The sequence below is a fragment of the Enterococcus lemanii genome (genome assembly GCF_016909125.1).
GTDB classification, from domain to species: domain Bacteria; phylum Bacillota; class Bacilli; order Lactobacillales; family Enterococcaceae; genus Enterococcus_I; species Enterococcus_I lemanii.
The window spans coordinates 1-20,325 of record NZ_JAFBFD010000048.1; the positions used below are offsets into that span (position 1 = coordinate 1).

Consider the following 20,325-nt stretch of genomic DNA (forward strand, 5'->3'; position numbering starts at 1 on the left):
AAAGGTCATCCTCTGCGCGAGCACTCTTCGTTTTTAACATTTTTTTGAAAAGTAAATTATCTGAATATTCTTATTTTATTTACGCACCATTAGTGGTATTTTATACACAAAAAAACTACTAATCATCTTACACATTAGTGGCTTTAAGGTGTTTTCTATTTTCCTTACATCGAAATCTTAAAAAAATAATCTACTCTCGTTTTTTCTTCCACAATTTAATGTAATAACTTCCTACTAGAAATAAGATAGTCCATCCCAAGAAAGTGGTGCCTTTTGAAAGTAACATTTCCTTTTCACCTGTTTGTGGCAATTTGTTTTCTTGCTTTTGTTTTTGATTTTCACCATTCGTTTGAGGTAATCGTCCAGTTATTTTGATTTCTTCTTTGATTAGGGCTGATGGTTTTTTTGGTGTCTCTGGGACTTCCGGGGCTTCTGGAATCTCTGGGATTTCTGGGACTTCTGGAGCTTCTGGAACTTCGGGGACTTCTGGAACCTCTGGGACTTCTGGTATTTGGCCTTTAAAACACCCTAGATAATGCAATTCTGAGGAAGTATTATTGCCATCTAAACTGTTAGCGATTAAAGTGCCGTTAACCGCACTATAGCCCGAAAATTTAATATTTGCGTTCGGTGCTAAAACAGAACCGATTAGATTCGTCGATGCAAAGTCAACTAGTTTACTACTTGGATCAAACACCCATAAAATCCGATTCCCAATTTGATTCGTATTTGAATGGTTTAACATCGCCTCGTTTAGCCAAGTTGAATCAATATTCAATCGATTTCCTTTGACCTTTATGATAATGGTTTTAGAAGAAGAAATATCATTAAGATTCAAACTAAATCGTGTGTTTTTTTCATTCAAATCTAGTTCAAAAATATTCACTTCCTCTGCAATATCTAGCGTTAACCAAAAATGCTCTTCTCGAATCACCCCTGTTACAGGCATCTCCCACAACTTTTGGTTTAGAGCTTGCAAGTCTTCTCTTGCTGTCGCTAAAAATTGACTTGTTTTTTCTTTCCGAGTGAGTTCTGCACCAGAATTAGGTATTCGATCAATGGTTACTCCCTCTAATTTTTCTTGGGTAATGACATCGCCGTTTTCAATATGAATGTTATTTTTAATTTCTTGGCTAGCAATTAATGCAACGTTAAATCTAGGAATAACATAATCGATGAACTGATTCACTCCTGGTGACGTTCCTTCTTGGAAAGTCACGATTTTAACGTTACTGACTTGTCCTGTCGCAACTGGCCCGCCTGTTTCATTGAAATTTTCAAAACGTTCAAACAAAATCGCATTGAAATCATCTGCGCCACCTAAAGGATTTTCAGTAGAGACCGGCGTCCACACTAAGTGATCTGCATGAACTCTTTGATTACCGTCCACTCGAGGATAGATATTTTCTTCAAAATCCAATTGTTCTAAATCAGATGCTTCAACCAACGAACTCAAACCTAAAGTAACAAAACTAACAAATAGCGTGACTGCCACACCTACAAGCTTTAACCATTTATTTTTCAACACGTTTTCTACTCCTTACTTTACTATGATATCTATGTTAAAAGCAAAAACTGTGCCATTTTTTATTTCTTGAACTCCTCACCATTCTAATGTTTTGTTACCTAAGCAATTACACACTCATCTAGCCATAATCACACACTATAAAAAACATCAAAATATTACTTAAAATTTGTATTTCTCCAACGAACCCTTTATGATAGTTCTAAACAAGGAGGACGTCTATGAATTACTATGACCAACATTTGCATACTTTCTTATCTTTTGACTCAGAAGAACAATTTGAAAACTATTTGGCTTATAAACCTGATTTTTTTGTCGCTACCGATCACTTTGATTTAGAAAATTCCGGGACTGGTTTTAAAGACGATATTCCCGACTATCACATGCTCACGCAAAAGATCCTGCAACTCAATGAAAATTATCCAACTAAAATTTTACGTGGTATCGAATTAGGTGTGGTTCCTGGACAAGAGCAACGAATTTTAGATTATTTAGAAAAACACCCCTACGACTTAAAACTTCTTAGTATTCATCAAAATGGTCGCTTTGATTATATGGATGACCAAGTATTAACAATGGATAAGTTCGCGGTCGCTAAAATGTATTTCGATCAAATGGATCATGTATTAGCTTCTTTTCCTGTAGGTGATATTTTAACTCATTTTGAATATGGTTTGCGTCGTTTTGATTTTAGTGCAGAAGAACTTGCTAGCCATTTTGAAAAAGAATTAACTGCGATTTTTAAAAAGGCCATTGAAAGAGAATTAGCTTTTGAAGTCAATGCTAAAAGTTTTGGCCGCTATAAAAATGCACATTTATACCGTTACGCAATTCCTTTGTATCAAAGTTTAGGTGGAAAACTTTTCACTTTAGGATCCGATGCTCATGTTGCTGAAGATTATCAATTACTTTTTGAAAAAATGAGCGCTCTCCTGCGTGAATTTGGTGTCCACACACTTGCCATTTATCAAGGAAATGAGCGTTTTGAAGTACCTTTACCTTTTTCTTAAAAGTTTCACGTGGAACAAAAACGCGACGCCATTAGCAGGCATCGCGTTTTTCAATTTAATTCCAGTGTTTCACCAACCGCTAATACTTGACCAACTCCAGGAATAAGTTGAACAAACGCCTGCGGGTCTTGCTGAACAATAGGAAACGTATTGTAATGAATTGGGACTACTATTTTTGCTTGTAATCTTTTGGCCGCTCGAGCCGCTGCACTTGGTCCCATCGTAAAATTATCTCCAATGGGTAAAAAAGCAGCATCGATGGCATAATTTTCTCCAATTAACTGCATATCACTAAATTCCGCTGTGTCACCAGCATGATAAATGATTTTACCTGCAACTTCTAAAATAATTCCCGCTGCTTCTCCCATATAAATTGTCTGTCTACCTTGTGTGTAGCTCGAACTATGCAAAGCTGGTACAAAGGTGACTTTGCCAAACGGGAATTGAAAACTACCGCCTAAATTCATACCATGTGTGTGTTCAACACCTTGATTTTCGGCCCATTGACAAATTTCAACGATGCTAACTACTGTCGCTTGAGTATTTTTTGCAATTTTTATTAAATCACCAATATGATCATTATGACCGTGTGTTACTAAAATGTAGTCTGCTTGTACATCATCAACAACTAAATCCGTCAACGGATTGCCTTGAATAAACGGATCAAAAAGTAATTTGCTCCCGTCTTCTAACACCACTGTTAAAACTGAATGGCCATGATACGTGATTTTCATTGTAAGCGCCCCTTTACTCGTTTGATTACTTCCATCTTAGTACAAATAGCTACAAAGACCAAATGTAAAAGTGAATTGCGGTTCTTTATTTGTCTAGTATGGCCAGGCCAAAGTTAGGCAATGCTCTTAAGTTGCCTCTGATTGCAGAATAATTTTCACAACAAACGATTGCAAAAAGGTCAACTGAATAAAAAAACAAGCTGAACTTCAAACGTTATGCCCATTACTTGCTAAAAACAAACGCATAATAAAGCTGATTTTGTTCTCGCTACTAGCGAAACACGTGAAGAAAAAAGAATTTTTTATGAATCAAAAATCTTGACTATTTTTCTGCTTGTACTATTATTCTATTCAACTTTTTAAATCAGAATTTTCTGAATATTTAAATTATTGTTTTGCTTAATGATAAATATTATCTAAGAGAGGATTTGTTGTGTATGAACCAAGAAAAATATATTACATGGACCGGTCGTTTGACTGACCCGGCCGTTGCATTGTTAAAAAAGAAGGAAAAGTCCTCGTTTGTCCGACTAAAGTTGGCTATATTATTACCGTAACAGATAAAATTGGATTGGAGAGAAAGTTCTCAGCCAAAAATCGAAAAAGAAACAAACCCGGAGTCGTGCTGTGTGGTGCTTGAACAGCTGTTTGAGCTGGCAGATATGAATGAGGAAATGGCCGCTATTTATCAGAAATGTTGGGAGGAAGATGTCCTTTTTGGTACCATTTTACCTTGGAAAGACACTGGAAAGCAATATATTCCAACAGAAGGATCAGACGAACTAATGACAGATGTTCGAGGAACGAGTTGTTTTATCATAAAATTTGGTGTACCAGGAGAACAAATCGCACATGCTCTTTGGCAAGATAACAAACAATTACTCTTTGCAAGTTCAGCAAACCCTTCTGGCAAAGGAAATCGCGGGCTCGTGACAGGAATCGGTTCTCAAATTTAAAAGGAAGCAGATTTGATTATTGAAGGAGACGCGTACGTCGCTTCCATCCAACCAGATAAATCAATCGAGCCTCGCTATGAACAAGGTGTGATGGTTTCGTTTGTTGATAACGCTGGGAAGTTAGTACCAAAACAAGGAACACAACGTTCAATCTCACCGGCCCCTATTTTAATTCGTAAAGGACTAGATGTTGATAAGATTATGATGTATTTATCAGATACTTTTAACTCCTGGGATTATTGTCATGGTGAGTATTACTAAAAATTTGAAATTAAGATTTGTTCTTGCTAAAAAAGAGCCTCTAATCCATTCAATCGCTTAGGGGTTCTTTTTTTTTCAATACATACTACATACAATAAATCATTTATTTCGTTTTTTATGCTTAGCTAAAAACTTTGAAACGATCTTTGTCAGCCATGTACTCTTTTTCAGCTGCTGGCGCTTCAATCGAACCAAACGGCATTTGTCCGGTTAATTTCCAGTTTGCAGGAATATCCCATGTTTTTGCAACCGCTTCGTCAACTACTGGATTGTAGTGTTGTAAACTTGCCCCAATGTTGGCTTCGTTTAACGCTACCCAAACAGAATGTTGCGCAATCCCTGTTGAATGTTCTGACCAAATTGGAAAGTTATCTGCGTATAAGGCAAATTGTTCTTGTAATCCTTTGACTACGTTCGTATCTTCAAAGAATAAAATCGTCCCTTTACCTGCTGCAAAGCTCGCTAATTTTTGTTTTGTATTTTCAAAAGCATCTGCTGGTGTGAGTGGTTTTAGTGCCGCTTCTGTTAAGCTCCAGAATTTTTTGCTTGCATCGTCCAATAAAATGACTACGCGTGAACTTTGTGAGTTAAATGCGGATGGACTTTCTTTTACCGCTGTTTGAATTAAATCTGTTAATTCTTGGTTCGATAAAGTAACGTTATCTCCAATAGCGTAGATAGAACGACGGTTTTTTAAAGCTTCTAAAAATTTTGACATATATTTACTCTCCCTTAAGTATGTGTTTTTTTATTTCGAATTCGAACTAACAAGGCAGAATGAAGGCCGCTTTTTCAGGGGCTTTTTTTACAACTCATTTTTCTTTTATTACCTCGAATTCGAATTAATCATAAACCATCTTTTTATTTTCGTCAACGAATTAAGCTTGAGAAAAAGCAAAAACCAATTTCCATCCTTAGAAATTGGTTTTTGTCTGAGTTAAAATGGATTATAAAAACGGCCTACATTGACTTTAAAGAGCATTAAACTAAGCAAAAACAAACCAATCGCACTCAAAACTAAGAGGGTATCACGTGTCTTAAAAGGCTGTTCAACATACCATGTCCGTTCTTTTTTTTGCCCAAAGCGACGCAATTCCATCGCCGTGCTAATGGTTTCAATGCGATCTAAACTGGAGAAAATCAAAGGCACAATAATTTGAGCGGTTCCTTTGATTCTTTGGGTCAACTTCCCTTTTTTAGACATTTCAAACCCACGAGCTTGTTGGGCTTGTGAAATCGCAAAAAATTCCTCTTGAATGTCTGGAATGTAACGTAAGGCTAATGCGACAGCGTAACTAATCTTATAGCTGACACCGATTTTATTTAAACTTGAGGCAAAAGAACTTGGATTCGTTGTCAACAAAAAAACAAGGGCTAACGGAATCGTACAAAAGTATTTCAAAACTAAATTAAATAAATAAAACAGTTGCTCTTGGGTCAAAGTAAAACGACCAATCCCAGTGAAAATGACCGTTCGGCTGTTATAAAGTTGGACACCGTATTCTGGCTCAAATAAATAAACGGCGACTAAATTTAAGACTGAAAAAAAAGTAATAAATTTAATCACAAAAGAAATTTGATGCCATTTAATTTTAGCAAAAGGAAACAAAGCAACCGAAAATAAGCTAATAAAAAATAAAAAGCGCGTATCATAAGTCGTCATACAAGCGACTGAAACGAGTAGTAAAAAAAGTAACTTCGAAGTTGGATTTAACTGATGTAAACTTGTTTTGCCAGGATGGTAACCAAGTGTTTGGTGTTCTTTCATCGTCTTCCCCTCGCCTTCTCAACTGCTAAATACGTTTTGGTAAAGGCTACTGGAGCGTTTAAACCGATTTGCTTCGCAAAGGTGAATAAACTCGTTTCCTTTAAAGAAGCTTCCGCAATTAATTCTGGTGTCGTCAGCACTTTAAGTGGGCTTTGATCGGCAATGAGTTGGCCTCGATTAATAACGAGGGTGCGCTGGCTGTATTCAAGCATTAAGTGCATATCGTGTGTAATCATGACAATCGTTTTCCCCATTTGATTAAGTTTTTCCAAAAATTGCATCATTTCTGTGTAACGAGCGTAATCTTGCCCAGCAGTTGGTTCATCCAAGATAATCATTTCTGGTTCCAATACTAGAATTGCCGCAATGGTCACACGCTTTTTTTGTCCATAGCTTAAGGCAGCTATCGGCCAGTGACGAAATGGATACAAACCACAAATCGTTAAAGTTTGCGCCACTCGTTCTTTAATTTCAGCTTCTGAAACACCACGCAATCGTAGCCCTAGTGCCACTTCGTCAAAGATCATCTTTTGAGAAATCATTTGGTTCGGGTTTTGCAATACGTAGCCAATTTTATCGGCTCGTTCTTTAATAGAAGCTTTCGCTAAATTAGATCCTTCCCATATCAAGTCCCCTTGTGCAGGGATAAAACCACAAATGGCTTTAAAAAGGGTGGACTTACCTGCTCCATTTTGCCCGACGATTGAAATAATCTCACCGCGATGAATGGTTGTCGAAAGGTGGTCTAAAACAAGTGGATCTTGTTTTTTATAGCGATAGGTTAATTCTTTTAAAGTCAGTAATGGCGTTTTTTCTTTTGGACGTGCCGTTGGTAGGGACACACTTTTTTGCCAAGTCATCATTGCTTTATTTAAAGACGTCCCGGCTACTTGATGAATGTTCGCTAAATTTGAAACTTGTGTTAGATCAACGCCAGCTTCTTTTAAGGCAGTGACATATAGCGGTTCGCGAATCCCAATTGTCTGCAGTAAATCCCGCCGAAGTAATGTTTCAGGCGTTTCATCAGCAACAATTTCTCCTTCATTGAAGACTAGAATTCGATCGATGGCGCACTCTAAGACATCTTCTAAGCGATGTTCAATCATCAAAATGGTCGTTTGGGTTTCTTGGTGAATTTTGTCGATTAAATGGACTGCTTCTTTACCAGCGTTTGGATCTAGATTCGCCAGTGGTTCATCAAATAATAAAATCGGTGCTTCGTTAATTAATACCCCCGCCATTGAAGCACGTTGTTTTTGTCCCCCAGATAATTCTTGCGGACGTTTTGATAAATGGCCAGCAATGGCAACGAGTTCTGCCCATTTCGTCACTTCTTCTTTCATATTTTCAGAGGATACGGCATCATTTTCTAGTAAAAAAGCAATATCTTCTGCCACGGTTAAGCCAATAAACTGCCCATCGGTATCTTGCAATACGGTTCCGGTTTGAAAAGAAAGATCAAATAGCGACTGATCTTTGATTGACTTCCCATAAATACGGCAGTCACCTGTGATTTCCCCTTCATATTGATTGGGAATCAAACCATTCATGCAATGGGCAAAAGTAGATTTGCCACTTCCTGAAGGACCAATCACCAAGATTTTTTCTCCTTCATAAATCGTCAAATTTAAATTTTTCAAAGTGGGTTCGGCTTGACTATGATATTGAAAACTAAATTGATTCAATTCAATGATTGGTTTTTTCATTTCCTGCTCCTTTTTGATTCATTTCAAAAACAAAAGGCCGAGTGTGTTTTACTCGACCGATCTATTGTGTTAATCTTTTTTCAAACTACCTTGTTTAATCTGGGTTGCTGCGTAAGCTTTCATTAACAGCGTACCAATAATTCCTACGGCAATCATATTTAAAACACCAGAGACAATGCCTTGTGTAAAGACTTTTTTCGCTGGTTCACTGTAGATAATAATATCTAAAGCAGGTGCAACTAAGCCCCAAACAACGGCATTACCGACAATTTGGTAAAGATTAAACGTCAAAATTTCCGTTTTACCAAAAATGCCTTGTTTCAAGTTAATTTTACGGCCTGCGAACCCAAAAATCAAGCCAATTAAGCCCGAACAAATAATCCAACTCCACCAAGCACTCCCATAAGTGGTAAAGTCTTTTAATGTATGGCCAATCAAGCCAATTAAAGCGCCGGCAACTGGCCCATAAACAACTGACATTAATGCTAAAAAGGGATAGGATGTTTCTAAATTCGTATTTGGAACAAACGTTGGAATAACTGCAAAACGCCCTAAAATAACAAAGACGGCGGAACCAATCCCAATCGCAACAATCGTTTTTACTGAAAGTTCTTTTTTCATTTATACGTCCTCCTCAAAAATAATTTTCTTCGCTTTACGCATTTCAATCTGCCAATCAATGCCCGTCCCAATATGATATAAATCAGAAAAAGAATCTTGATTGACCGCTACCCCGATATTGACTAATGAGTTCACGTAAACAAGTGGTTCACCGATGTTCACATCGGCAAATGAACGCGCAAATTGTAATAAGTTTTGATAGACTTTTTTCTTTTGGTGGTAAATCGTAACTTGGAGTAAGTCGCCTTGCGTAATCCCAGCAGCTTGCAAATGGGTTAATGGAATATTCGTCCATAAAGAACCAAAACGTACATCGAGTACATCAATGCTACCGGTTAGGCGTTTATTTTCAACTTTCGCTTCTTCAATTGGTAAAGTTTCAATACTTTCTAGCGCCGTTACTTGCCCAAGTGCTTCAAAAGTAATCTCTTGACTAGCTAGACGAGCACCATTATAGGCATAAATATCCCGACCATGGAAAGTATGGCTCTCTTCGGAATGTGGCAAGCGACTTTTGACTTCATCGATTTCGCGAATTTCAGCAATGCCATCATAATGTTGAATGTGCGTCAATGTCCCATTATCTGGTGTAATGATGTAATGTCCTGAATTGGTTTTACAGGCAATACTTCGACGGGTACTACCTACTCCTGGATCGACAACTGAAACAAAAACCGTGCCTTTTGGCCAATATTGGACGGTTTGATATAAGCGATAAGAGGCTACCCAAATATCATACGGTGGAATTTCATGCGTTAAATCGCTAATCTCAATTTGGTCGCTAACCGTTCGAGCGACTCCATACATGGCACTTACGGCACCATCGCCTAGACCAAAGTCCGTTTGTAACACTAAATATTTCCCCATTTTTTCTCCTCCAACACCCTTTTTTTTCTTACTTGTCTATTATATAATTTTCGTTTTATTTTCACAAACTTTATGAATATTTATTCGATTATTCCATCTAATCTTCCCTTTTACGGCTTAAAACGGTAATTCTTGTGCCGTTTTACCGACATAATCGAGCTGAAAGTTTTGACCATCATAAGCAAATTTGGTCACCGATGTATTAGGGAAAATAGTTGTTGGCTGATAATTAGGAATAAACAATTGCAACAGGCCTTGTACAACAATCCCGTGACTCACAATTAACAAGTGCTCTTGTTGCTTTTCTAGTGCTTCATTCGCCACTTCTAATAAGCCAGTTTCTAGTCGTTGTTTAAAGCTCGTTAATTTTTCAGCCATTGGGTTATGGCGTTCATGATAGACATAACCATAGCGAGCTAAAAAGTCCGTTTGTGCATTTGCTAAAACATCGGTTTGGTGTAACTGGCTCATTCGATCCCAAAAATGCGCATTTTGATCGCCTTCATAAAGGCCGAAGTTATATTCACGAAATGCTTGTTTTACTTGGACGGGTGCGGGTGTTTGATGTTCGGCTAGCATCAGTTGTAACGTTTCTTGTGCACGCCTTAAATCACTTACATAAGCTTGATCAATAGGTAACGTGCGTAGCTTTTGGCCAAGTTCAATCGCCCCTTGCCAGCCTGCTTTTGTCAAAGGCGAGTCACTTTGACCTTGAACGACGCCTTTTGCATTAAAAATGGTTTCACCATGTCGAACTAAATAAATTTGAACGGTTTGCATGAAATAGCCTCCTAAATTTTATTTCTTTGCACTCATTGTACTTGATTCAGCGAAGTGATACAAATTACGCAAAGAAAGAGTAGTTTACACCGGGAGATTTCGTTATACTAAAGGTATCTAACTGCTTGGAGAGATGCTTGGTGAAAAACCACCAACATTTTTTTAAAGCGTTTCGCTCCCTTTTCGTTCTTTTGGGTGCTATTTTACTTTTTTATTCTTTTACAATTTATTCACCAAATGCCACTCGAATCGGTCCTACTTGATGTGTTAAAAATTAACTACCGCGAATGAGTCCGTGTTGGCTTTTTTTATTTGGTTTGTCGCTTATTTTTTTACTAGCAGTCGGTTGATTATTCGGGTTAGCGGTTGTTTTTTTGAACTGGAAAAAAACCGCCTTCAAACGTTTTGCGTTAGTCAAACAGGCCGTTATACCCCTTTTCCCAACTTTTCTTTTAGCAGGAGCGCTTAATAATGATGCTTTTGTGATGATACCCAGTCTGATTTCTTTTGTATCGATTTTTTCTTTTTTATTTAAAAACAATGCGAACCATTTACTACACTCGCTTTTTTTGAGGAAGGTGACTTAAATGTCTGAAAAAACTTATATTTTAGCTATTGATCAAGGCACGACGAGTACGCGTGCGATTATTTATAACCATGCGGGAGAAGCCATTGCCAATTCACAAAAAGAAATTACCCAATTTTTCCCAAATGACGGTTGGGTCGAACATAATCCCAATGAAATTTGGAACAGTGTCCAATCGGTCATTGCCGATGCTTTTATCCAGAGTAATTTAAAACCGGCGCAAATTGCCGCCATTGGTATTGCCAATCAACGAGAAACAACCGTTGTTTGGAATAAACATACCGGCCAACCGGTTTATCCAGCAATTGTTTGGCAATCACGCCAATCTGCTGCGATTGCCGAACAACTAAAAGCACAAAATTTAGCTACTTTTTTTCAAGAAAAAACTGGCTTAACTATTGATTCTTATTTTTCTGCGACGAAATTGCGTTGGATTTTAGACCAAGTACCTGGTGCACAAGCAAAAGCGCAACAAGGCGATTTACTCTTTGGGACCATCGATACGTGGTTAGTTTGGAAGTTATCGGGTGGCAGTGTCCATGTGACCGATTATACGAATGCGAGTCGGACGATGTTATTTAATATTAATACACTAACCTGGGATGAAGAGATTTTAACGTTACTTAACATTCCACCGGCGATGTTACCAAACGTAGCCTCAAATTCCGAAATTTATGGTTATGCAAAAAGTTATCACTTTTTCGGCAGCGAAGTTCCCATTGCTTCTTTAGCTGGGGATCAACAGGCCGCTTTATTTGGCCAAATGGCTTTTGAGCCTGGGATGATTAAAAATACTTATGGCACAGGATCTTTTATTGTCATGAATACTGGCGAGACTCCCCATTATTCCCAACACCATTTACTCACAACGATTGCGTATGTACTTGATGGAAAAATTACCTACGCGTTAGAAGGGAGCATCTTTGTCGCAGGGTCTTCCATTCAATGGTTACGTGATGGGTTACAAATGATTCAAGATTCCAAAGACTCTGAAACGTTAGCCAAGCAAGCGACTTCTCATGATGAAGTCTATTTTGTTCCAGCATTTGTTGGGCTAGGTGCACCTTATTGGGATCAAGAAGCACGTGGCGCGATGTTTGGTTTAACGCGACAAACCACGAAAGAAGATATCGCAAAAGCTACTTTACAAGCGATTGCTTATCAAGTTCGCGATATTTTCGAAACAATGGAAGCCGATACTGGTATTCGTATTCCTCTTTTAAAAGTCGACGGTGGAGCTGCACGAAATGACTATTTACTACAATTTCAAGCCGATATTTTAGACACCCCGATTCAACGCGCCGATGATTTAGAAACGACCGCTCGGGGAGTTGCCTTTTTAGCCGGACTGGCTGTGGGTTATTGGAAAGATTTGGCCGAGCTACAAGCCATTTTTAAAACCGGTAAAACCTTCACACCAAGTATGTCTGAAACCAAACGGCATGCCTTATACGCCGGATGGAAACAAGCGGTCGCAGCGACTCAAGTTTTTAAACCTTAAAAATAAACAAAACCTAGCAATAGATAGGCTGCTAGGTTTTGCTTGTTTATGGTAATTCGAGCGTTAGCGATTGATTATTTGGGGTGTTCGGGTCATTTAACGACTGTTCGACTTGGCGAGCTAATCGCGTGGAGGTTTCTTGTAAAAATTGGTAACCCGGGTCTGTTTGAATGGCTGCTTGTTCTTCAGTTGTTAAAGAGTTATGGCCCGTAAAATAACGTAGATTGGCCGATCCCACCATTTCTTTAGCTGATTGAATGAGCGCTTCATCTTTTATACCAATCCGGTACAAAGTGTTTTCTGCCATACTCGCACCAACGGCTTCATAACGTTGGACTAAATAATTAGGGTAATCGTTTAGATCAGGTTTTTTTCGTTGCGCTGCAGTAAAATAGGGTCTAGGATCAAAATTTTCGACTTCATAATTCAATTGATCGGGTTGCAACGTGACATGCGCAATATGACTTTCAGCAATGCTAAAAGCAGAAGTTGTAATTTCGTAAAATTTAGGTAAGGTTGGGCTTTTCGTAATATCTTGTAAATGAATATGACCACTAAAGGCCACTGGTACTTGATAAGTAGCGACTAAATCTAACACGTTTGAAGCATTGTTTAAGACAAAGCCTTGTTGGACCTTTTCGTTATGCGCGAGTACCTTGTGATGTAAAAATAATAAAGGGATTTTATTTGTTTCACGTGCTTGGGACAGTACTTGTTCGAGCCAAGTCAACGTTTTTTCTTTCACTCAACCTTGCGTGATTGGGGCTTCTTTGGAAAAAGTCTCCGAATATAAATTGCTATCGACAAAAACAAGACGATAGGTAGCTAAATCAACGGCATAGCTGAGTGAGTGCGCGTCTTGACTTACGCTAAATTCGTAACCATCTGAAAAAGCTGTTTTAAAATCAGACGGACTAATTTGGTGAGCCACTAATTGTTGGTCTTGGGTAAACTTACGCGCCCAACCATTATGAATATCATGGTTGCCTGGAATTGCAAAAACAAAAATACCGACTTTTTTTAAAGGTGCGAGAGTTTGCGTCATTTGATCCAGACTTTCTTTTTCACCATTTAAAGTTAAATCGCCCGTCAAAATTAAGCCCGTTGGTTGTTCGATCAATGCTTTTTCAACTAACGCTGCGAGTAAGTCTTGGCTATAACGTAAGTCTTTGCCTACTGCACCGGCTTCAAATTCTTTAAAAACAGCACTTTCCTCAAAGAGTGTTTTCGCAAAAAAATGATTATCTGAAATAACCCAAAAGTTCGGTTGTTCGATTTGTAATTGAGCCTCTAAAGTCGACTGGCTATGAACGGCTGTCGCTTTTTCTTGTATTTTAAAATAGAGAAAAAAAAGAGACCGATGCTTAGTAAGCTTAGCGTGAGGTAGCGTCTTCGTCTTTTTTTAAACTTCCTTCCTCCTTCTTTTCACAAGTCAAGATTGGCTTTTATTATAATCGAAAAAAATAAAACATTGCACGAAAGACTACTTCAATTCTTAAGTTATAGTAAACTAAAATAACTTAACTTTTTGTTCGCTAGTTATTTTCAAAAAAGTGGCGTAAAGTAAAAATAAGCCGTTTTATTCACAAACAATAAAATAGGTGGGCCTTTTAATTTGAAATAAAAAATAAAAGGCGAAAGAAAGGAGCTTTTATCATGTTTCCAGATAAATTTTTAGAAGTGTTGCAACATGAAGGGGTTGTCTCGATTATTACACTAGGCGCCACACCAACCGCTGTTACAAACACTTGGAATTCTTATATAAAACAAGGGACAGACTGTCTTTATATTCCCGCTGCCGGGATGCATAGTATTGAAGAAGGTTTAGCGTTAGACAATCAATTAAAACTCACGCTAGGTTCAAAGGAGGTCGAAGGAACGGTTGGGCCTGGTGCAGGTTTTCACGTAACTGGCCAAGGATTCTTTCTCACGGAAGGATCAATTTTTGAAGAAATGAAAGCAACCTTCCCTTGGTTGACCCGTGTCTTAGAAGTAAAAGTACAAAAAGTTTAACAAAAAATTTAAAAACAAAGGCGGTTGTGACTTTGGGTCATCACCGTCTTTATTATCATTTTAAGCCAACATTTGTTAGACTGATAGATAGACAAGGAGGTTATCGTTGATGACGAAAAAAATTATCTATTATGAACACGACCTAAAGCCCATTTATCTAGCAGAGTTGCAACAAATGGCACCTGATTATCAATTTCGCTCCAAACACACGCTCACGCAACCAGACTATCAAAAGGTTGCCGTCATGCTCGGTTGGAATAAACAATTTGGGCCTGAGATTTTAGCAACACCAAATCATTCACTCAAATGGATTCAAGCCAATAGTGCCGGGGTCGATGCGTTTGATTTTACGCAATTGGCACAAAACCAAGTGACGCTAACAAACGTCAGTGGCATTCATGCCAGTGCGATTACTGAAACAGTCATTGGGTTTTTACTGGCTCGTTACCGTGGCCTTCAAACGAGTATTCGAGCACAAAGTCAAAACCAGTGGGTACGGCACACAGAGATTGCTTACGACGAGTTAGCTGGCAAGAAAATGTTGATTTTTGGTACAGGGCAAATTGGACAGCAATTAGCCCACGTCATCACTCATCTTGGGGTCGACGTATATGGGGTTAACCGTAGCGGGCGACAACTCACGCCTTTTAAACAAGTTTTTGCACAAACGAACAGCATGGAGCAGTTAGCAAACTTTGATATTATCGTGAATATTCTGCCGCTAACACGTGACACAAAACACTTTTACAATGCGGCTTTCTTCGCGCAAACCAAACCCGGTGCTAGTTTTATTAACGTTGGTCGCGGCCCGAGTGTCCAAACGGCTGATTTAGTGACGGCTTTAAAAAGTGGGCAAATCGGTTTTGCTGGGCTTGACGTCTTTGAAGAAGAACCTTTGCCAAGTGAGCATCCGCTTTGGGCATTGGAAAACGTCTTGATTACTCCGCATATCGCTGGGCTTATCCGCCATTTCCAAAAGCACATCATGACAATTTATCGTGAGAATCTGACAAGCTTTTTAGCAACCGGGCAACCGAAAAAAAATATTGTCGATTTGACCAGTGGGTATTAAACAATCAAATTCAAACAACAAGCTATTAAAAAACCCCCGTCTTTTTTTAAGAAAGACGTGGGTTTTTTTAGGTTATTTATGCTAGTGGGCTAAATAAGTATTGCTCAACTAAACGATAGGTCGCTTCAATTGAATCGCGATGTGTTCGTTCGTAAGCATGACTTGCTTCAATTCCTGCACCAATTAAACCGTGTTTAACATCTGCTCCTGCACGCATGGCTGCTGAGGCATCGCTCCCATAGTAAGGGTAAATATCTAATTGGTAAGGAATTTCGTGGATTTGACATAAAGATACAAAATGATTGCGTAAATCTAAATGATACGGACCAGAGCCATCTTTCACACAAATCGAGACACTATATTCATCGGTTTGTTGGTCATCGCCCATCGCACCCATATCAACGGCCAAATACTCAACCACTCGTTCATCAATATTTGAGTTGCCGCCATAGCCAATTTCCTCATTGTTTGAAAATAAGAAACAAGTCGTATAAGGCAGCTCGCTTTGTTCTTTTTTGATTTTTTCTAAAAAGGCCAATAAAATCGCCGCACTAACTTTATCATCTAAATGACGGGATTTAATATAACCACTGGTTGTAATTTCGGTACGCGGGTCAAAACTAATAAAGTCGCCTACTTCAATGCCTAGTGCTTTTGTTTCTTCCGCGTTCGTCGTTTTTTCATCTAAACGAATTTCCATGTTGGTTTGGTTGCGTTCCGCCGTACCCGCGTCTTTGTAAACATGGACACTTGTTTGATGTAGTAAAATGGTGCCACTAATTTTACGGCCATTTTGTGTGTGAATCGTACAATATTCACCTTCAATCGCGTTATACGTGAAACCACCAATCAAATCGATTTTTAAACGTCCATCTGGTTTAATCGCTCGAACCATCGCCCCCAACGTATCAATATGGGCCGTTACAAAGCGGTGTTGTTGTTCGTTTTTTCCTGGTACCGTTACAATCAGACTTCCTTTACGGTTTTGCGTCGGCGTATAACCCATTTGCGTCAGTTCATCAGTTAAATATTCAATAATTGTTTTGGTGAAACCAGTTGGTGACGCAATTTGAGTTAAAGCTTTCGTTCTTTCTAGCAAGTTTTCCATTCATTCACTCCTAAAATGTGACCTGTCTTCATTATAACTGACCACCGATTGTTTTCCTATGGGCATTTCTTTTGTGCCGACTCAATTTGAAGATTCACGGTTGCGTTTGGCTAAAATGTCTTGCCCACCACCGACTTCAATGACCGAACCACTAATAAATGTTGAATTTTCTTGGCATAAAAAAGCGACGACCCGAGCCACATCGTCCCCAACTTCTACCCGTTGTGTCTGCTTAGGGGTGGTATTTTTTATTGCTTCTTCAATCGTCATTTCTTTGTAAGAACCTTTAATATCACCTGGACAAACGACATTGGCGGTAATTCCCGCAGCTGCCTCTTCTAACGCAATTGTTTTTGTCAACGAAGCAACCCCACTTTTGGCCGCTGCATAAGCCCCTCGGTATTGCCAAGCAGGAGTCGTGTTCACTTGATTAAAACCAACCGCAACCACACGTCCCCATTTGTTTTGCGCCATTAGTGGCAAAGTTTCTTGTAGCAAATAAAAATAACTATTTAGATTGCCATCAACCATCGCTTGCCACTCGTCTAAACGATAATCTTGCACTTTCTTTTGTTCTTTGATAAATGGGCCGGCGTTATGGACTAAAATATCTAAGCGGCCGAAAGCATCCCGTATTTTAGCTATCATTTCAGTGACGGCTGCTTTTTGACTGACATCGCCTTGTAAAACCAAAACTTGCACACCATACTTTTCTTCAATTAACTGCGCCGTTTGTTGCGCTTTTTCTTGACTATGGACGTAATTAAGCACGACATGGATACCTTCTTTGGCTAAAGCAATAGCCATTTGACGCCCTAAACCACTTGCACTACCCGTAATGAAAGCGACTCTTTTAGTCATTTGACTCCCCTTCTTTCTAGTCTTTGATCAAGGTTAAAAACTCCGCCCGCGAGCTAGCTTCTTTGGCAAAAACACCATGCACGGATGAAGTTACGGTTTTAGTACTTGCTTTTTTAACACCACGACTACACATACACAAATGTTTTGCTTCAATCACAACCATTGTCCCTAGTGGTGCTAACTCACTTTCAAGTGCTTCTGCAATTTGGGTGGTTAAGCGTTCTTGCACTTGAAAACGACGAGCATAACCTTCCACCATGCGAGCAATTTTAGAAAGGCCGGTCACTTTTTCGTTAGGAATATAACCAACCTGAGCCACACCAAAAAAAGGCGCAAAATGGTGTTCACACATGGAATAAAATTCAATATCTTTCACTAATACCAATTCTTGGTGTGGCACATCAAAAACTTTATCCAAATGATGCTTCGGATCTTCTCGATAACCTTGCGTATATTCCAAAAATGCTTTGACAAAACGATACGGTGTCTCTTGTAAACCTTCACGCGCAGGATCGTCACCACATAAATCCATTAAAGTTGTTAAAGCTTGTTCGACTTCTCCGACTTGTTCCATTTTTTCGGCTAAAACAAGCGGTGAATCAATCGTTTCTGCAAAATACGTCATGAGTAGTTGTTTTTCTTTGGTTTGATTCTCTTTTGCCATTTTTATCACTCCTTTTTGAAATGTCCCTGTTTTCATTTTAGGAATTATTTAATTTAATTTCAAATTTTCGGTACTTTTTATATACTTTTTTATATATCCGGCGTTTTCGAAAGCCTTCTAACGTGATTTTATCTCCTTAGAGGACTATACTTAATTTACATACCGCAATCCATTGCATAAAAATAATTAGGAGATGGTAAAAATGGCACAAAAAATTGTCGTCGTTGGTGCTTCTGTTGCAGGTTATAATGTTGTAAAAGAGTTAAGAAAAAAAGGTTATGATGGTGAAATTACTCTGATTAGTAACCAAGAAGTCTTACCTTATGATTTGAAACCGTTATCAAAAGACTGGATGCTCGATCAAACCGATTTGACACCCCCGATTTTTACCAGGGCAGACTATTATTCAGATAAAAACATTCAAGTGCAACTACAAACAACGATTGAGCAAATCAACCCCGCTGATAAAACGATTCGGACACAACAAGGTGCGTTGCTTGCTTACGATAAATTAGTCATAGCGATTGGTTCGACCTTACGTCGCTTGACGGTCCCAGGGGTAGAAGCTGAAGGGATTTTTTATTTACGTGACTACGCGCATGCTAAAAAAATGAAAGAATGGCGGAAAAACGCCAAAGAGTTAGTCATTGTCGGTGCTGGTTTTATTGGTTTAGAAATGGCGTCAACCTTTGCACAACTTGGACTAAAAGTGACAGTGATTGAACATGCTGATTATCCTTTAGGACGGATTTTAGGCAAAGAGGCGTCTAGTTATTTCCGAAAAATGCATGAAAGCCATGGCGTAACGTTCTTGACGGGTGAAGATGTCCAAGCTTTTGAACAAGATGAAAATGGTCGAGTGAAAGCGGCCTTAACTGCTAGTGGAAAAGAAATTCCTTGTCAAATGGCCATCATTGGCATTGGCGTTGTCCCAAATACCTCTTTAACGCATCCTGATTTAAAAGTAGAACGTGGTATTGTCGTCAATGAGTTTGGTGAAACTTCCTTACCAGATGTTTATGCTGCGGGTGATTGTACCGTTTGGCCTTACCATGGACAACAGATTCACGTTGAACACTGGGAGCACGCGTGGGCGCATGGCAAAGCAATTGCTCATAATTTAATCGCTGAAAAAAGTGAGGCTTTTCAAGTTCGCCCTTATTTTTGGACGGATGAATATGATCAAACCTTTGAATACTTAGGCCATACCTTAACTTGGGATCGAATCTTAGTGCGCGGCTCCTTAGATGAACGAGCATTTACACTGGCTTATGTGGATGAAAAAAACTATCCGATTGCGATTTTCTTTGCGAATAATAGTGAAAAACGACAAGAAGTTGCCCACTTTATGGACCAAAATCGCCCAATTGATGAAGTAAAATTCACTGATTTAAAAGTGCCTTTTAAGCAACTATAAAATAAAAAAAGCCACGCATTTGATTTTCTAATCAAATGCGTGGCTCTTTTTCTTCAAACAAATCGGCATAATCGCCTTCATACTTTTCTCGGAATTCTTTTGGTATTAGACCGTTTAGCTTTTTGAACATCTTTGAAAAATAATTCGTATTGTTATAGCCAACTTCCTCAGCAATTTCAGCGATGTTTTTTTCGGTATGAAGTAGCAATTGTTGGGCTTTACGAATACGAATTTGATTTAAATATTGTGAAAAACTACTTTGGGTTTCTTTTTTAAATAATTGTCCGAGATAAACGACGTTAATATGCAATTCTTCCGCTAGGAGACTTAAATTAAAATCTTGCTGCGATTCTTCTTGGACAATATCGACAATTTTTTGCACCATTTGGGAAAAAGGTTTTTCGCGATTGGTGGTTTGAACTTTTTGCAAAATCTCTTCTAACAAGGCATGTAACTCCATCACCGTAGGCTATGCCGAACTTTTTGCATCGCCTCGTCGTAAATCTCTCCGGCAATATTAGGGTATTGACGAGCAATATCAGAAAAAAGGAAAAAAGCTAAATAGCGTGCTTCTTCTGGATCATAGTGTTGCGCGACAATTGTTGCAAAAATTTTATCAAGTTCGGCATGGATGGTTTTAAGGTCACCAATCATTAAAGACTGATTGAATGCTAAAAAAGATAATTCATTTTTAGGTTTTTTTTGTAGCAATTGGCTTTGACTCGGTTGTTTTGAATTTTCATTAATAATTGAACAAATTTCATAATTATTAGACTCTTGAAACCTTTGATAGAACAGTCTTTCAAAAAGACACAAAAAAGGAACCTCCCCATATGGTACAATTAGGTTGTCTCTGACAGACACGTACTCACAGG

Annotated in this window: 20 protein-coding genes and 2 pseudogenes; 6 read left to right on the forward strand and 16 right to left on the reverse strand. The window is 38.6% G+C overall.

Features of this window, described 5'->3' with window-relative positions; genetic code table 11:
• Positions 1 to 190: 190 nt before the first annotated feature.
• Positions 191 to 1,528 (reverse strand): collagen-binding domain-containing protein, encoded by a 1,338-nt coding sequence (locus JOD14_RS11760; protein WP_204654972.1) that lies wholly within the window; start codon positions 1,526 to 1,528, stop codon positions 191 to 193.
• 218 nt (positions 1,529 to 1,746) lie between these two features.
• Between JOD14_RS11760 and JOD14_RS11765 the strand changes: the two genes are divergently transcribed.
• Positions 1,747 to 2,535: a PHP domain-containing protein gene (locus JOD14_RS11765; RefSeq protein WP_204654973.1), complete on the forward strand. Its 789-nt coding sequence runs from the start codon at positions 1,747 to 1,749 to the stop codon at positions 2,533 to 2,535.
• 50 nt (positions 2,536 to 2,585) lie between these two features.
• Here the strand turns inward: JOD14_RS11765 and JOD14_RS11770 are convergent, their stop codons facing one another.
• Positions 2,586 to 3,269: a metal-dependent hydrolase gene (locus JOD14_RS11770; protein ID WP_204654974.1), complete on the reverse strand. Its 684-nt coding sequence runs from the start codon at positions 3,267 to 3,269 to the stop codon at positions 2,586 to 2,588.
• 437 nt (positions 3,270 to 3,706) lie between these two features.
• Between JOD14_RS11770 and JOD14_RS11775 the strand changes: the two are divergent.
• Positions 3,707 to 4,486, forward strand: a pseudogene (locus tag JOD14_RS11775) (L-threonylcarbamoyladenylate synthase).
• Positions 4,487 to 4,607: 121 nt separating this feature from the next.
• On the opposite strand, the gene JOD14_RS11780 reads toward JOD14_RS11775, so the two are convergent.
• The 7 genes from JOD14_RS11780 to JOD14_RS11810 all read right to left on the reverse strand — a co-directional run bounded on the left by JOD14_RS11780 (position 4,608) and on the right by JOD14_RS11810 (position 10,769).
• The gene (locus JOD14_RS11780; RefSeq protein WP_204654975.1) at positions 4,608 to 5,204 is read right to left on the reverse strand and encodes a nitroreductase family protein; all 597 of its coding nucleotides are present in this window, start codon (positions 5,202 to 5,204) and stop codon (positions 4,608 to 4,610) included.
• 219 nt (positions 5,205 to 5,423) lie between these two features.
• A complete protein-coding gene (locus JOD14_RS11785; RefSeq protein WP_204654976.1) occupies positions 5,424 to 6,254 on the reverse strand; it encodes an energy-coupling factor transporter transmembrane component T family protein in 831 nt (276 codons plus the stop codon).
• On the reverse strand, positions 6,251 to 7,960 hold the full coding sequence (locus JOD14_RS11790) for an ABC transporter ATP-binding protein (RefSeq protein WP_204654977.1): 1,710 nt from the start codon (positions 7,958 to 7,960) through the stop codon (positions 6,251 to 6,253). The genes JOD14_RS11785 and JOD14_RS11790 overlap by 4 nt, the downstream gene beginning before the upstream one ends.
• A 69-nt stretch (positions 7,961 to 8,029) precedes the next feature.
• Positions 8,030 to 8,581 carry an ECF-type riboflavin transporter substrate-binding protein gene (locus JOD14_RS11795; protein WP_204654978.1) on the reverse strand — a complete coding sequence of 184 codons (552 nt, stop codon included), beginning with the start codon at positions 8,579 to 8,581 and terminating at the stop codon, positions 8,030 to 8,032.
• Entirely contained in the window at positions 8,582 to 9,448 is an 867-nt protein-coding gene (locus tag JOD14_RS11800; protein WP_204654979.1) for an SAM hydrolase/SAM-dependent halogenase family protein, read from the reverse strand. It abuts the gene before it with no gap.
• A gap of 117 nt (positions 9,449 to 9,565) precedes the next feature.
• Positions 9,566 to 10,228 (reverse strand): histidine phosphatase family protein, encoded by a 663-nt coding sequence (locus JOD14_RS11805; protein WP_204654980.1) that lies wholly within the window; start codon positions 10,226 to 10,228, stop codon positions 9,566 to 9,568.
• 274 nt (positions 10,229 to 10,502) lie between these two features.
• Complete coding sequence (locus JOD14_RS11810) at positions 10,503 to 10,769, reverse strand: hypothetical protein (protein ID WP_204654981.1); 267 nt, start codon at positions 10,767 to 10,769, stop codon at positions 10,503 to 10,505.
• 46 nt (positions 10,770 to 10,815) lie between these two features.
• Between JOD14_RS11810 and glpK the strand changes: the two genes are divergently transcribed.
• Positions 10,816 to 12,315, forward strand: a complete 1,500-nt coding sequence (gene glpK / locus JOD14_RS11815; protein ID WP_204654982.1) for a glycerol kinase GlpK — start codon at positions 10,816 to 10,818, stop codon at positions 12,313 to 12,315.
• A 46-nt stretch (positions 12,316 to 12,361) separates the two neighbouring features.
• Here the strand turns inward: glpK and JOD14_RS13575 are convergent, their stop codons facing one another.
• Both JOD14_RS13575 and JOD14_RS11825 read right to left on the reverse strand, forming a co-directional pair.
• On the reverse strand, positions 12,362 to 13,060 hold the full coding sequence (locus JOD14_RS13575) for a hypothetical protein (protein WP_204654983.1): 699 nt from the start codon (positions 13,058 to 13,060) through the stop codon (positions 12,362 to 12,364).
• Positions 13,061 to 13,648: a metallophosphoesterase gene (locus tag JOD14_RS11825; protein ID WP_204654990.1), complete on the reverse strand. Its 588-nt coding sequence runs from the start codon at positions 13,646 to 13,648 to the stop codon at positions 13,061 to 13,063. It abuts the gene before it with no gap.
• Positions 13,649 to 13,971: 323 nt separating this feature from the next.
• Here JOD14_RS11825 and JOD14_RS11830 point away from each other — a divergent pair, with 323 nt between their 5' ends.
• Both JOD14_RS11830 and JOD14_RS11835 read left to right on the forward strand, forming a co-directional pair.
• The gene (locus tag JOD14_RS11830; RefSeq protein WP_204654984.1) at positions 13,972 to 14,328 is read left to right on the forward strand and encodes a pyridoxamine 5'-phosphate oxidase family protein; all 357 of its coding nucleotides are present in this window, start codon (positions 13,972 to 13,974) and stop codon (positions 14,326 to 14,328) included.
• A gap of 109 nt (positions 14,329 to 14,437) precedes the next feature.
• A complete protein-coding gene (locus tag JOD14_RS11835; protein WP_204654985.1) occupies positions 14,438 to 15,400 on the forward strand; it encodes an NAD(P)-dependent oxidoreductase in 963 nt (320 codons plus the stop codon).
• A 76-nt stretch (positions 15,401 to 15,476) separates the two neighbouring features.
• On the opposite strand, the gene JOD14_RS11840 is transcribed toward JOD14_RS11835, so the two are convergent.
• From JOD14_RS11840 to folE, 3 genes are all read right to left on the reverse strand, one after another.
• Positions 15,477 to 16,508 carry a M42 family metallopeptidase gene (locus JOD14_RS11840; protein ID WP_204654986.1) on the reverse strand — a complete coding sequence of 344 codons (1,032 nt, stop codon included), beginning with the start codon at positions 16,506 to 16,508 and terminating at the stop codon, positions 15,477 to 15,479.
• Positions 16,509 to 16,589: 81 nt separating this feature from the next.
• Complete coding sequence (locus JOD14_RS11845) at positions 16,590 to 17,369, reverse strand: SDR family oxidoreductase (protein ID WP_204654987.1); 780 nt, start codon at positions 17,367 to 17,369, stop codon at positions 16,590 to 16,592.
• 16 nt (positions 17,370 to 17,385) lie between these two features.
• A complete protein-coding gene (gene folE, locus JOD14_RS11850; RefSeq protein WP_204654991.1) occupies positions 17,386 to 17,943 on the reverse strand; it encodes a GTP cyclohydrolase I FolE in 558 nt (185 codons plus the stop codon).
• 292 nt (positions 17,944 to 18,235) lie between these two features.
• Here folE and JOD14_RS11855 point away from each other — a divergent pair, with 292 nt between their 5' ends.
• Entirely contained in the window at positions 18,236 to 19,450 is a 1,215-nt protein-coding gene (locus tag JOD14_RS11855) for an NAD(P)/FAD-dependent oxidoreductase (RefSeq protein WP_204654988.1), read from the forward strand.
• Positions 19,451 to 19,481: 31 nt separating this feature from the next.
• Here JOD14_RS11855 and JOD14_RS11860 read toward each other — a convergent pair whose 3' ends face one another.
• Together JOD14_RS11860 and JOD14_RS11865 are read right to left on the reverse strand one after the other, a co-directional pair.
• Entirely contained in the window at positions 19,482 to 19,895 is a 414-nt protein-coding gene (locus JOD14_RS11860) for a helix-turn-helix domain-containing protein (protein WP_204654989.1), read from the reverse strand.
• A gap of 14 nt (positions 19,896 to 19,909) precedes the next feature.
• A pseudogene (locus JOD14_RS11865) lies at positions 19,910 to 20,325 on the reverse strand (hypothetical protein); the annotation flags it as partial.

Excerpts from the sequence above, each read along its gene's own strand:
- JOD14_RS11765 (WP_204654973.1), top strand. The coding sequence starts at position 1,747 with ATGAATTACTATGACCAACATTTGCATACTTTCTTATCTTTTGACTCA.
- JOD14_RS11770 (WP_204654974.1), bottom strand. The coding sequence starts at position 3,269 with ATGAAAATCACGTATCATGGCCATTCAGTTTTAACAGTGGTGTTAGAA.
- JOD14_RS11780 (WP_204654975.1), bottom strand. The coding sequence starts at position 5,204 with ATGTCAAAATTTTTAGAAGCTTTAAAAAACCGTCGTTCTATCTACGCT.
- JOD14_RS11785 (WP_204654976.1), bottom strand. The coding sequence starts at position 6,254 with ATGAAAGAACACCAAACACTTGGTTACCATCCTGGCAAAACAAGTTTA.
- JOD14_RS11790 (WP_204654977.1), bottom strand. The coding sequence starts at position 7,960 with ATGAAAAAACCAATCATTGAATTGAATCAATTTAGTTTTCAATATCAT.
- JOD14_RS11795 (WP_204654978.1), bottom strand. The coding sequence starts at position 8,581 with ATGAAAAAAGAACTTTCAGTAAAAACGATTGTTGCGATTGGGATTGGT.
- JOD14_RS11800 (WP_204654979.1), bottom strand. The coding sequence starts at position 9,448 with ATGGGGAAATATTTAGTGTTACAAACGGACTTTGGTCTAGGCGATGGT.
- JOD14_RS11805 (WP_204654980.1), bottom strand. The coding sequence starts at position 10,228 with ATGCAAACCGTTCAAATTTATTTAGTTCGACATGGTGAAACCATTTTT.
- glpK (WP_204654982.1), top strand. The coding sequence starts at position 10,816 with ATGTCTGAAAAAACTTATATTTTAGCTATTGATCAAGGCACGACGAGT.
- JOD14_RS11830 (WP_204654984.1), top strand. The coding sequence starts at position 13,972 with ATGTTTCCAGATAAATTTTTAGAAGTGTTGCAACATGAAGGGGTTGTC.
- JOD14_RS11835 (WP_204654985.1), top strand. The coding sequence starts at position 14,438 with ATGACGAAAAAAATTATCTATTATGAACACGACCTAAAGCCCATTTAT.
- JOD14_RS11840 (WP_204654986.1), bottom strand. The coding sequence starts at position 16,508 with ATGGAAAACTTGCTAGAAAGAACGAAAGCTTTAACTCAAATTGCGTCA.
- JOD14_RS11845 (WP_204654987.1), bottom strand. The coding sequence starts at position 17,369 with ATGACTAAAAGAGTCGCTTTCATTACGGGTAGTGCAAGTGGTTTAGGG.
- folE (WP_204654991.1), bottom strand. The coding sequence starts at position 17,943 with ATGGAACAAGTCGGAGAAGTCGAACAAGCTTTAACAACTTTAATGGAT.
- JOD14_RS11855 (WP_204654988.1), top strand. The coding sequence starts at position 18,236 with ATGGCACAAAAAATTGTCGTCGTTGGTGCTTCTGTTGCAGGTTATAAT.